Here is an 11,461-nt window from a genome sequence, read left to right as displayed (position 1 = left end):
AATGATAAAGGTTAAATGTTTTAAAACTATAAACTTAGTGATATTTTTTATATGTTCAATGTTTTAGCAGATTATTTGAGATAATAAATATGTAAATTTCATTTCGATAATTTATTTGGTATATAAAATCTTCAAAATCTGTTTATAAAATTTGGAAATAAATCAATAATTATTCTCTTAAAGTTTGACACTTTTGGTTAGAAAAATGCCTGATAATAAAGGAAAAGTCCGGCGAAATCTAAAAAAGAATAGCATTTCAATTTTTTATTTAGACTAAATAGTTAAAAATGATTTGAATCATAGATTAAAATCAACTTAAACACTGATTCATATATATTTATTTAATAATTTTGTAATATAAAATTTATAGAATGGGAATTATTTTAAAGCCTATAGATGTTGTAGATAATATTACTCGGGAAGAGTTTTTAGAAAAATATCTAAAGCCGAGAAGGCCCGTTGTCATGAAAAATATGGCAAGAAACTGGCCTGCCTACCAGAAGTGGACGATGGACTATGTGAAAGAAGTGGTGGGTGATGTAGAGGTTCCTCTTTATGATTCCAAAAAAGCTGATCCGGGTGCCCCCATCAATACGCCTACCACAAAAATGAAGTTTGGCGATTATATAGATCTCATCCAGAGAGAGCCTACGGATCTTAGAATTTTCTTTTTTGACCCGATAAAACACGCCAATAAATTAATGGATGATTTTATTGCACCCAAAGAACTCATGGGAGGATTTTTAGATAAATATCCATCTATGTTTTTTGGCGGAAAAAGCTCTGTCACATTTCTTCATTTCGATATTGATATGGCGCATATTTTCCATACCCACTTCAATGGAAGAAAGCATGTAAAGCTGTTTGAATACAAGTGGAAGGAAAGGCTGTATAAGCTTCCGTATGCAACCTATGCACTGGAAGATTATGATATCGATAATCCTGATTTCGAAAAATATCCCGCTCTTGACGGCGTAGAGGGAATTGAATGCTTCCTGGAGCACGGCGATACACTTTTTATGCCTACCGGATGGTGGCACTGGATGAAATACCTGGACGGAAGTTTCTCCATTTCTCTCAGAGCATGGGACAAATCCTGGGCAGTGAAGGCTCACTCCATATGGAATCTTACTGTACAGCGTAAGTTTGACGATATTATGAAGTCCAATTTTAAAAATACATATATGGACTGGAAAGAAAAAGCAGCCGTTAAAACCGCAGAAATGGCCTTAAAAAGATGCTTACCCAAATAAAACAAAAAGACGTTTCAAATTGAAGCGTCTTTTTTATTGTTGAGTACTGACCAGAAGTTCCTCCATATTTCTCGTGACCTCATTGCACGAAAAGCAGGCTTCTTTTCCATCCTGGGAAAACCATCTGCACTGGGTTCTGATTGGGCAAAAGAAAAGTTCGGTTTCTTTATTTATCTCTAAATTCTGTACTTTTTGGGAAAGAGAGCATTTAGATTCTTCTTTATCCCATTGTGCGCAGCCTTTTTCGACACATTTTCCGGTAAAACGGAATCTCTGCTCCAGGCTGTTTTTATCCTTATTCTGTTGAAGAAAGTCTTCTGTAACGGTGAGCGGTGTGATAAACTGCACCTTACCGTCTTTGCCTACTACACCAAAAAGCTGTGCCCCAACTTTTCCTAAATAACTGGGACACATCTTTTTTGAAGCATTGGAATTAGCCTCCATAGTTTTTTATTTGAGACTGGATATCTTTCATCTGGGTCTGAATATCAATTCCCGGCTTGAAAATAACGATTCCCCAGGGAAACCAGTCTTTAATTTTCAGGGGCCTTACCAATCCTTTGAAGTCCCTGTGAGCTCCGAATGCCTGGGTATTATCAATTTTGGAAAGCTCAGAAAGAACAACGTTCTGAATTCCTCTGTCAATGTTTTTCAACTGTTCGTCCGAGATGTCTACCCCATCCAGTGAAACGAAAAAATGCTTTTTAGTTGCCATAACTATAGTTTTTATTGGTTTTATAAAGCAAATTTCGCCTGAATACGGTGAAAAATAACAGGAAAAACACCCTAATTCCGTGCGTGTAAAACCTGTAAATTAAATACTGATTGTCAATATTTTAAGTTAAATTTAAAAAATCTATAATATTCTGTAAACAGGATATTGTCTGAATGTTTTTTCTTCAAAGTACGGAGAATTCCTGTAGATCCAGTCGAGTTGTGCTGTTCCGTCTTCTGCCAACTTTTTATCCGCTGATTTTTTTGTTTCAAACGCATCTTTCAGCTTTTTATCTGTCTTTAATAGTTCTGAGGCTGTGTCTTCAAAAATGTAGGCGGAATAATATTCTTTCTGTGCGAGGATTCCATCAAAGAAATTCCAGTTGAAAAATGAGTCTAAAGCTTCAGGTTCAAGTGTTTCAATGAGATATTTTACACCAGGCTGATCTGTTGGGATCAAATAATCTCCGGCTGTAAAATTCATGCTCCTATTCGCGGTTTCCACACTTGTGTCATAGTGAAGATAATGTCCTTCGTAAGGGTTTTTCACCGTTTTAAAGTCTTTAATCTTATAAGCTTCAACCATTGCAGTGCTGTCTTTTTTAAGAGCAGTCATAAGGATCTTATTCCTTTTCATCTCTTCTATGACACGGTATTGGGATTGCGGAACCACATAGTATTTCGGGATCCTGATATATCCGGTAGGAACTGCGGTGGTAAAAAGCTTGATTTTCTTTGTAAAAGGCTTGTTTCTGTCGTAATAGAGTCTTGGCTTTCCGGAAATGTCACTTGGCTTGTATTTTCCTTCATATCCTTTGAAATCCATTGTAGAAAACCGTGTGGAATCTATCTTCCAGCGGATCCCGTACTGCATTCCGGCTTTGTATTGTTTTAAATTTTCGAGGCGAAGCTGTTTTATTTTTTTGTAGTCTTTATCTAAATTCTGAAGATTCACCAGCATATATTTATACGTTGCATCCACTCTTTTGTCGTAAGGCTTTAGCATATGGGTTTCGGGAACGGTTCCCAGAGAGTTGAACAACGATGTATAACCCGTGGAATATCTTGGAGAGTCCTCAAAAGCAGCAAATCCTTCATCCGGAATATCCCCGTGAATATTGACATAAGGAGTACTTTCATAACCCAGTTTCTTCATATCCTCAAGGTTTTTAGCCTGATAATCATTGTAAAAATAATTACCCAAAGTATTTCCAAGGCGTTCCTTGAAGGTTGAAATATAGGTAAAAGTATACTGATAATCAGCCCCGTTGCTTACATGATTATCAATAAAAACATCGGGTTGAAACCACTGGTAAATTTCCTGGAAGCTTCTGGCATTTTTTGAATCTGCTTTAATGAAATCCCTGTTCAGATCATAATTCCTGGCATTTCCCCTGAATCCGTACTGCTCAGGACCATTCTGATTGGCCCTGGAATGGGAACCTCTGTTCAGCATTCCGCTGACATTATAGGCAGAAACAGCTGCGATGATAAAGTTGCGGGGTGTTTTTATTTTTCCGGTTGCGAGATCACGCATGAGCATCATGGTGGCATCTATTCCGTCCGGCTCGCCCGGGTGAATTCCGTTGTTGACGAAAAGAACAGCTTTATCTTTTCTCAGTTGTTCCAAATCTTTTCCGGGAAAAGGGTTGTAAATGACCACATAAATGGGTTTTCCGTTATCATCCTGTCCTTTTTTAAGGTATTGAATGGTATTAAAGTTTTTAGCAAGGTCCTGATAATACGTATTCATTTCGTCATAGGTAACCGTTTGGTTTCTGTTTCCTTTTTCAAAGGGCGTCTGAAATGAATTTTGGGCTAAAAACAAGGATGTGCTGAGGAAAATCAAGAAGTATTTCAGTTTCATTGAAGCAGTTTTGAGCTTCAAAATTACTTAATATGATTTGGGTGCGGAAGAGAAAAAGGGAAAATTGTTATTGTATATAATAAAGCCGGATCAACGCTAAGGCGCAATGATCCTGATGCTAATGCTGTTTTATTACACATAGAAACCTTATAGGTTTTAAAAACCTATAAGGTTTGGGTGTTTTAAAGATCCTGGATATATTCTCACAGGGTTTCTGTCTTTATGAAGTCAGTATTTCTTCCTTTTTCTTCGGGGTATAAGGACGGAAGCGGATCGCTCTGCCAGAATTCTTTGGTCTCAATATCCATTACTGACAAAGCACCCGCAAAAGCGGCTCCGGTATCCATATTCCAGACGTTGGCTTTATTGACCGGATGCTTTATTCCTATATCCAATGTCGGAGTATGTCCTATAAATATCTCATTATATAAAAGCAGTCTTTTCGGATAGAATGCCGAATTTTTCGACAATTTCTGGTCCATTGCAACAGCAGTTTCCCACAAGGTTCTGTCCCAACGGTAATTACTGGAATAAACTTCTTTTTCAGGACCGTGCATTGAGGAATAGCCAGCATGAATAAACAGCCTGTTCTTGTCATCTACGTGGTAATGCTTCATTCTCTGAAAGAATTCAAGGTGCAAAGCCAGATCTTCCAATGAGTAGTCATTATAACTTTCAACAGTGCTTTTTCCCCCGTTGAAGAGCCATACATCCGGAGCTTCTCCAAGAGACATCCAATCCTCACACCAGGCATCGTGATTTCCTTTGATGAAAATACATTCCTGTTTTCCGGAAAGTTCTATTAAAAATTGGATGATTTGGGAAGATTCACTCCAGCCATCAACATAATCTCCGAGGAAAATTAATTTGTCTCTTTCAGTAATATTAGCTCTTTCAAAAACCTGTTGCAAAGCTTTGAATCCGCCGTGAATGTCACCGATTACTAATATTCTTTTCATTTAATTTGAAATGTATTTTGCATCTACAAAATCTGTCAGCCAAACTTCATTATCTGAAAGATAAAATTCGATTCCATCTTCGAACATTTTTTGTGTTCTGACCGTTAGAATAACCGGCTTTCCGTGGCGCATCCCTACTTTGGTAGCGGTTTCTTTATCCTGACTCAAATGAACGTGTTGTCGGCCTCTTTTCTCAATTCCTTTTTCTAAAATGGATTCGATATTACTTTGGGCCGTTCCGTGATAGAGAAATTCCGGCGGTTGTTGTGGAATTAAAGCTAAATTGATCTCAATCGAATGTCCCTGACTGGCTCTGATCCTCGTTTTATCTTCATTAAAAGCAAAACGCTTTTTTTCGTTGGTTTGTACGATTTCATCCAATTCTTCAAAGGTAAGACCTTGATGAGATTCTCTTTTTGATTTTGTGATTAATTCATCAACATTTGCCCATCCGTTTTCATCCAGGTTCAAACCGATAAGTTCTGGATGATGCCTGAGAACGTAGCTCAGGAATTTGCTTATTTTTTTCTTTTGTTGTTCGTTCATGGTTGGTATTTTATTTCATTAATTTGTTTTCTAATTTACTACATAAGATTTCGATATCTTCTTTCCTCACTAACTCAGAAATCCATTCTTCAGGAATGTTTTCAAAACCGTAATAAATTCCTGCAATTCCTCCTGTGATAGCTCCGGTTGTATCGGTATCTTCTCCTAAATTTACAGCTTTCAATACAGCTTCGGCATAGGTTTCAGAGTTGAGAAAACACCAGAGGGAAGCTTCTAAACTGTGGAGGACGTAACCGCTGCTTTTAATCTGGTCTTCAGGATAAGCTGAAATATCATTTTTCAAAACCCTTTGGAAAAGTTCAATCTCTTTAGGATTAAAACCTTGATTTGATGAATATTCCAATGCAATCTTCTGCATATAAACATAAGCTTCTTTTTTGTTTTTCCTTTTTATTAACTCTATAGCAAAAACAACATAGATGAAGCATGCGAAAACAGAACGGAAATGGCCATGCGTAATTGCAGAAACTTCTTTAACAGTTTGGTATAGTTTCTCAATATTCTTTTCATCTTTAAGATAAAATGCCAAAGGAAGAATCCTCATTAAAGAACCATTCCCATTATCTTCCTCAAAAATATTTCCTGAAAACTTTGCACTTTCCCCTTTGATCAATCTTGCAATGGAATGTCTTGTGGTTCCACCAATATCAAAAAGTCTTCCATGAGCTGTCCAGTGTCCATATTTGTTCCATTTTACAAAGCTTTGTCCGATCTTTTCTAAATTATAACCCTTTGTGAGTTCTTCTGCAAGACAAAGAGTTAACGAACTGTCATCACTCCATGTTCCTTTGGGCTGGTTCCATGACATAAATTCCATATAACCTTTAACAGGAATTTTTTTTAAATCTTCTCTTTTCTTAAATTCAACCGGAACACCCAGAGCATCCCCAATGCACACTCCAAAAATTCCGGCTTTTACAATATGTTCCATTAAGCAAGATTTACCAGTTTATCAAACAGTAACTGCATTCCTCTTGTTGCAGATTCTTTCATCACTATGGCTCTTTGCCCGTATCCGAATCCTGTTTCGTTGGGATTGATGACAATGAGCAGACAGTCGCCTTTGATGTCATGAAGCAATCCCGCAGCCGGATACACCTGTAAAGACGTTCCGATTACTAAGAAAATATCTGCTTCTTTTGCTTTTTTAGTCGCTTCTTTCATCAAAGGAACATCTTCCCCGAACCAAACGATGAATGGCCTTAACTGAGCTCCATCTTCTGCTTTATCTCCAATGCGGATATCTCCTTTCTGTTCATAGATGAGTTTTTTATTGCTGCACGAGCAAGACTTGAACAATTCTCCATGAATGTGCAGAATATTTGTTGACCCGGCTCTTTCATGCAGATCGTCTATATTTTGGGTAATGATCTGAACGTCAAAATATTTTTCCAGTTCTGCCAGCAATTGATGGGCTTCATTGGGCTGTACTTCATGAAGCTGTCTTCTTCTCTGGTTGTAAAATTCCAGAACCAATTCCCTGTTTTTTCTCCATCCTTCTGGACTTGCCACATCTGTTATACTATGATTTTCCCAGAGACCATCTCCGTCTCTGAATGTTTTTATTCCGCTTTCGGCACTGATTCCCGCGCCGCTTAATATGGTTAGTTTTTTCATTTGTCTTAATCTAATAATTTTTTGTAAATCATTTCATTTTCTTCATCAAAGCATACAAAAATAACTTTCTCAATGTTATCTGACTGAAAATTCCGTACTGTTTCCACAGCGATTCTTCCGGCCAGCTCTTTAGGAAACTTATAAATTCCTGTGCTGATATTTGGAAAAGCAATCGTTTTAACACCCAGGCTTTCTGCCAATTGTAAAGAATTTTTATAACAGTCTTCCAAAAGTTTTGAGCTTTTATCTTCGTCTCCATTCCAAACAGGTCCAACGGTATGAATCACATACTTTGCCGGAAGATTTCCCGCTGCCGTTACCACAGCTTCTCCGGTATTACATTTTCCCTGACGGTTTCTGATCTGGATACATTCTTCCAGAATCTGTTTTCCTCCTGCACGATGGATGGCTCCATCCACTCCACCACCGCCAAGCAAAGAGGAATTGGCTGCATTGACGATAGCGTCTGCGGGGATTTTTGTGATGTCTGCTTTTATTACTTCAATGTTCATAGCAATTAGTTCTGATCTAACCTTAGCTTTTTATTTAAACTTTCATCATTGAACAACAAAGGTTTCTCTTCAGGAATAAGCAAATTACCCAAATCATCATTTAAAACAAACTTATACTGTTCTTTCACAAAATCTGAAATATTCTCAATTAAAAGAATGTCCTCCTGAGCAAAAGAACGGGTAAATTCATTTCTCAAGCCAATTTGTATTGCTCTTCTTTCCAACTTATTTCCGAAAGGATCATGATCTGGATCCCATTGTAACCTCACAGAAGATTCTTTCACCTGCTCTTGCCATTCTTCCTGAGAAAGCCCTAAACGGTCATTATAAGAAGAATATACTGCATTTTCCAGATATCTTTTAAAGGCAGACATTTTTAAATGAATCGCTAAAACACATTCCTGACCTTCTTTTGCACCCCATCCATTTCTATACATCATCCAAAGAAAATTGGGTTTTATCCAGGTCATTCTTTCCAGGCTGAATTCTCCTCCAAAATATTGATTTTTAAAAGCAAATTCACCAATTTCCTTTCGATAAGACTGATAAACAATGATTTTTTCATCATCGTATTGTGCCATGATCATGATATGATGCCCTTTTTGAGGCCAATCCTGTAGTTGTTCTTTATATTTTTTTAATTTGAGTTTCATGATATTCTTCAAATGGCTTTATTTTTTCTTCTTTCTTAAACTGTAACCCATTTATTTTTCTATTATTCAAAATCATAAACATACACCGATACATCATATCTGAGTAATGTTTTTTCAATAATCGGTTCAATCTCTTCCCACTTACCTCCTGCCAGACCACACCCTATTCTCGGCATATGCACTTCTGCATTAAGTTTTAATGCCTTATGAGTTAGTTTTTCCAGACATTCTTCTAAAGCATCATATCGTATTGGCGGAACTCCGTTTGAACTCGTCATAATTTTATGCTGCGCAATCATATTACAAACCCAGATATCTGTTTCAACCTGAACTATTTGGATTTCTCCAAGTTTAAAATTTTCATTGCTTTTAAACCATTCCCTATATTCTTTTTCAGGCTGCTTCCATTTTTTAGAAATTGCTACTACAAATCCTTTTCCCCAGCCTCCGATATCGTTGCAGATATGAGTGATGATCTTATTTCCTTTTGTCGGAGGGTTTGTTGCATCTCCTTTTAAATAATTTATCTTTTTCATCAGTTCTGCAGCTTTGTGATCAGGGTATTAATTTCTTCATTTTCAGATCTTTCAAAATCATTTCCTACAAAAACATTGATTACTTCAATATCTCCAATAATCGCATCATTAAAACTTTCCAGCTCTTCAGAAGGAATCCACAATTCATTATGGTTTCCGGCACCAACATTCTGTTCCGGATATTGATTAACAGCATCTTCCTGTGCTTCAAAACGGGTAACAAAACCCAGATAATTTCCAGCTTCATCCCTTGTATTCCATTTTTCAGCAATTTCCGAAGCATAGCTTTCATTCAGAACCGGATAAAAAACGGGCTGCCACTCCAGCCTTGGCGGAAATTTTTTATATCCGCTCTCTGCAATCAGGATCATTTCTTTTTCTCCGACCGGTCTGTATAATATTTTTGTTTTCATCAGTTTAAATTGTGTTTACCTTTATTCTGTCACTAAATATAAAACCATTATCTGGTTTAAAAAATTTGTTTAAAGTCTTTTGAAAATGGGGAATATGATCCGTAGACTGTATCAAATTTCACTTTTAAATTTTCTGTTTTAAATTGTTCATCTGTTTGATCAAGACACGTTACAATCAGGTTCTTTTTGGTTGCTGCAACATAAGCTCCATCCAGAAGAAGGGCATAATTCAATAAATCATAGTCTAAATCCCCAAACCGGAGTTCTTTCTGATAATCATTGAAGACACAGGTTTCCTCTTCATTATTTTTCAGCATCAATTCTTTTTCATTGCTCATCCAGCCGTTTCCATGACGTGTGGAATAAATCCTTGTCACGTAATACATTTCAATATCCTCAATTTTCAACAGCCTGCAGATCCCGTAAGCATTTTTTGAAGTGGTATTGGCATACGTTACATTGGGAAATACACCGTGATCCATATCCAGAAGAATTCCCTGGCTGCCCTCAAAAATGAGGTTTTCAAATGAATTCAGATAAGTATAATCATCTATTTTCCAGTCGATCTGATCTACCGCATTTAAAAAAATATGAAGCGTTTCCTCCAGCTGATCATCATCCATAAAACCATAGTAATAGGCAATTCCTTTTAATTTTTCAATCAGCATTTCTCTTGGAGCTATTAAATCGGCAGCAAATAGTTTATAAGGACTTTCGTGTCTTTTCATCGTTGCTCCAACACCTTTTCCGCAGGTTCCGTGTTCCAGGTTTTTCGCATTGGTTCTGTTTTGCCAGACATCAAACGGAGTGGTCACTTTTGCCAGTGGGTGGATATGCAGTTCAATGTTTCCATTTTTCTCTATCAATTCCTTTCTTTCATTCAGTAAAAATACCGGATGAATGGTACAGTGTTCTGTAAAATAGGAAGGCAGTCCCCGAAGTGCTCCGCTTGCAAAACTGGAATGGATATGCTTTTTATCCTCAATCATCACTGTATGAGCCGCCTGCTGGCCTCCGGAAAACCTGATGACAACAGACTCTGGGTTTTGCTGCGCCAGGAAATCCGTAGTGATTCCCTTTCCTTCATCACCAAAACCCAGGCCTATTACTATTTGTGCCTTTTTCATGATTTAAAACATTTGAATATGATCAAATTCTCCCCCGTCCGTTGATCCGGAGGTTTTATTTTTAAATGTATTGCAGATCACTCTTTTAATTACATCCGGAATTTCTCTGTGGTCAGTTATTGATAAACAGTTTTGACCTAATAATTCTTTCCAGCCCTTATCTGCCCTCATAGCCTGATCGGAATGCAGAACGTTGATATGATAGATTTCGTATCGCTTTTTCGCTTCTTCCAGTAACTCAAAGTGAGTATAGGTCTGTTGTCCGGATCCCATAATCTCCCTGATGGCCGATGCCGGGAGTTTTTTTAAGCAGGGCTCATCACCTACTGTAAACAAGATCCCTTTCTGGTTTCTTTTCTCAAAAGCATCCGTTCTCGTATGGAAAGCGGCAAAATACCATGCTAACAGGTAACTTTCTCCGGCATTTCCACCACCTCCGGATTCAATATAAGTGCGGGTAAGCCACATATCCAGTTCTTCGTCTCCGGATTCAAACTGCCCGACCTGTAAAGGATACGAATCACATTCATGATCCCCTATTCCCAGAAATAATAATGCAGGATCCGGAACTCCTCCCTGGATAATTCCGCCCATTAATTTTGGAAGTCCTTCTTTGATGAGCTCGTGGGGGATATGTCCCATACTGCCCGTTACATCCAGTCCCAGAATGATGGGAACAGAGTTCGGGTGTACTTCGGAATCTCTTGATTCCCTGAAAGAAATTCCTTTAGGATTCATAGATTCATGTGCCATTCTTTTTGCATTCTGAGTGAAAATTTCACCTGCGGATTTGGATCCGTAACCTGCTTTTCTTGCTCTGTCGAAACGAGCGTCCATGTCATATCTTGTACTTCCCATAATTAAAATGTTTTACCAAATAAATATTCAAATCTCTTCACTGCGATTTCTAACTGAATATTTAAATTTCTGATTGTTAATGAATATTCGATGTCTTTCTGAACAAATGCTTCCGGCTGGAAATCAGCAAATGTCAGGCTGTTTCTGTCTAAAGGACTGATATCGATAAGCCCTTCCTGCTCGCGCTCCAGTCTCTTTATTTTCAGTTCAATATCTTCAACCCTGCGTCTGTAGATCAATTCGGAATCTGCTCCGATGGTTCGTGCACGGTCTTCTCTGATCTGATCATTATTTCTCTGTAATGACTCGATGAATCTTGGCTTCAGTTCGTCTTCCATCTTTTTTATTTATTTTGTGTTGTTTTTACGCTAATCAAAATAGACAT

At 37.6% G+C, this 11,461-nt stretch carries 15 protein-coding genes; 1 reads left to right on the top strand and 14 read right to left on the bottom strand.

The window, feature by feature from the left end; translation table 11 throughout:
- The first annotated feature begins 371 nt into the window (after positions 1-371).
- The gene (locus IX38_RS01900; RefSeq protein WP_034701151.1) at positions 372-1,253 is read left to right on the top strand and encodes a cupin-like domain-containing protein; all 882 of its coding nucleotides are present in this window, start codon (positions 372-374) and stop codon (positions 1,251-1,253) included.
- A 33-nt stretch (positions 1,254-1,286) separates the two neighbouring features.
- Here IX38_RS01900 and IX38_RS01895 read toward each other — a convergent pair whose 3' ends face one another.
- From IX38_RS01895 to IX38_RS01830, 14 genes are all read right to left on the bottom strand, one after another.
- Positions 1,287-1,697: a hypothetical protein gene (locus IX38_RS01895; RefSeq protein WP_034701150.1), complete on the bottom strand. Its 411-nt coding sequence runs from the start codon at positions 1,695-1,697 to the stop codon at positions 1,287-1,289.
- On the bottom strand, positions 1,687-1,968 hold the full coding sequence (locus tag IX38_RS01890; RefSeq protein WP_034701149.1) for a hypothetical protein: 282 nt from the start codon (positions 1,966-1,968) through the stop codon (positions 1,687-1,689). Before IX38_RS01890 ends, IX38_RS01895 begins: the two co-directional genes overlap by 11 nt.
- 141 nt (positions 1,969-2,109) lie before the next feature.
- Complete coding sequence (locus IX38_RS01885; protein WP_034701148.1) at positions 2,110-3,834, bottom strand: M14 family metallopeptidase; 1,725 nt, start codon at positions 3,832-3,834, stop codon at positions 2,110-2,112.
- A gap of 203 nt (positions 3,835-4,037) precedes the next feature.
- Positions 4,038-4,793 (bottom strand): metallophosphoesterase family protein, encoded by a 756-nt coding sequence (locus IX38_RS01880; protein ID WP_034701147.1) that lies wholly within the window; start codon positions 4,791-4,793, stop codon positions 4,038-4,040.
- Positions 4,794-5,339 carry an RNA 2'-phosphotransferase gene (locus tag IX38_RS01875; protein ID WP_034701146.1) on the bottom strand — a complete coding sequence of 182 codons (546 nt, stop codon included), beginning with the start codon at positions 5,337-5,339 and terminating at the stop codon, positions 4,794-4,796. It abuts the gene before it with no gap.
- A gap of 10 nt (positions 5,340-5,349) precedes the next feature.
- Complete coding sequence (locus IX38_RS01870; protein WP_034701145.1) at positions 5,350-6,291, bottom strand: ADP-ribosylglycohydrolase family protein; 942 nt, start codon at positions 6,289-6,291, stop codon at positions 5,350-5,352.
- The gene (locus IX38_RS01865) at positions 6,291-6,977 is read right to left on the bottom strand and encodes an SIR2 family NAD-dependent protein deacylase (protein WP_034701144.1); all 687 of its coding nucleotides are present in this window, start codon (positions 6,975-6,977) and stop codon (positions 6,291-6,293) included. Before IX38_RS01865 ends, IX38_RS01870 begins: the two co-directional genes overlap by 1 nt.
- 5 nt (positions 6,978-6,982) lie before the next feature.
- Positions 6,983-7,489, bottom strand: coding sequence for an O-acetyl-ADP-ribose deacetylase (locus IX38_RS01860; protein WP_034701143.1), 507 nt, complete (start codon positions 7,487-7,489; stop codon positions 6,983-6,985).
- Between the two features lie 5 nt (positions 7,490-7,494).
- Positions 7,495-8,142, bottom strand: a complete 648-nt coding sequence (locus IX38_RS01855; protein ID WP_034701142.1) for a DUF4291 domain-containing protein — start codon at positions 8,140-8,142, stop codon at positions 7,495-7,497.
- A 62-nt stretch (positions 8,143-8,204) separates the two neighbouring features.
- Complete coding sequence (locus IX38_RS01850) at positions 8,205-8,678, bottom strand: macro domain-containing protein (RefSeq protein ID WP_034701141.1); 474 nt, start codon at positions 8,676-8,678, stop codon at positions 8,205-8,207.
- Complete coding sequence (locus IX38_RS01845) at positions 8,678-9,091, bottom strand: hypothetical protein (RefSeq protein ID WP_034701140.1); 414 nt, start codon at positions 9,089-9,091, stop codon at positions 8,678-8,680. Before IX38_RS01845 ends, IX38_RS01850 begins: the two co-directional genes overlap by 1 nt.
- Positions 9,092-9,147: 56 nt before the next feature.
- On the bottom strand, positions 9,148-10,218 hold the full coding sequence (locus IX38_RS01840) for an adenylosuccinate synthetase (protein ID WP_034701139.1): 1,071 nt from the start codon (positions 10,216-10,218) through the stop codon (positions 9,148-9,150).
- Positions 10,219-10,221: 3 nt separating this feature from the next.
- Entirely contained in the window at positions 10,222-11,076 is an 855-nt protein-coding gene (locus tag IX38_RS01835; protein ID WP_034701138.1) for a hypothetical protein, read from the bottom strand.
- 2 nt (positions 11,077-11,078) lie between these two features.
- Complete coding sequence (locus tag IX38_RS01830; RefSeq protein WP_034701137.1) at positions 11,079-11,414, bottom strand: hypothetical protein; 336 nt, start codon at positions 11,412-11,414, stop codon at positions 11,079-11,081.
- Positions 11,415-11,461: the final 47 nt, after the last annotated feature.

It is taken from the genome of Chryseobacterium luteum (genome assembly GCF_000737785.1).
In the GTDB taxonomy this organism is placed as follows: domain Bacteria; phylum Bacteroidota; class Bacteroidia; order Flavobacteriales; family Weeksellaceae; genus Chryseobacterium; species Chryseobacterium luteum.
Note: the sequence above shows the minus strand (reverse complement) of the source record. Positions and strands in the feature narration are given on the sequence as shown.